General features: G+C 33.2%; 1 protein-coding gene. It reads left to right on the top strand.

Translation table 11 applies throughout. The annotated features are described in order from the left end of the window. Window positions 1-324, top strand: a 324-nt coding sequence (locus KVT37_RS31860; protein ID WP_217578973.1) for a hypothetical protein, incomplete at its 5' end; no start/stop codon positions are given. Between the last annotated feature and the right edge of the window lie 143 nt (window positions 325-467).

Below are 467 nucleotides of genomic sequence, written 5' to 3'. Positions count from 1 at the left end.
ACGCATAAAAAAACAGCACAAGAGATTGTTGTAATTGTGAGTAATTTTATTGAAAGTGTTAAACAGTATGAACGAAACAAAAGAAGATTAGATTCTTGGGATGTGAAGGGTGTAGGTTTGGACTTAACACAAGAAATTGCCAATACAGCTATTCCTTTTTCTGGGTTTATAACCAAACAAATCGGGAGAGTGATTGAGAAAACTGGTGAGCGTTACGAATCAGTTGGAAAAGTTGTAGATAAAGTACAATCTAAATTAAGCCGGACATCACCAAATATCATATTAGTCAGCAGAATGAGAGATAAGGTTAAAGATTTATTGTAAATGTATCTGATAGACACGTTATTGGTAGAAATTTTTATAATCGAAACAGCTAAAATTTATCAGTTTAAAATATGCTTTTTTCCACAATCGGGCGCGTTTGTGGAGTAACAAAAAAGGTCTAATTTCCTAATTCTAATGCTGGG

It is taken from the genome of Mesorhizobium sp. GbtcB19 (assembly GCF_019091085.1).
In the GTDB taxonomy this organism is placed as follows: Bacteria; Pseudomonadota; Alphaproteobacteria; order Rhizobiales; family Rhizobiaceae; genus Mesorhizobium.
The sequence above is the reverse complement of the archived record's forward strand: the minus strand, read 5'-3'. Positions and strand labels throughout refer to the sequence as shown.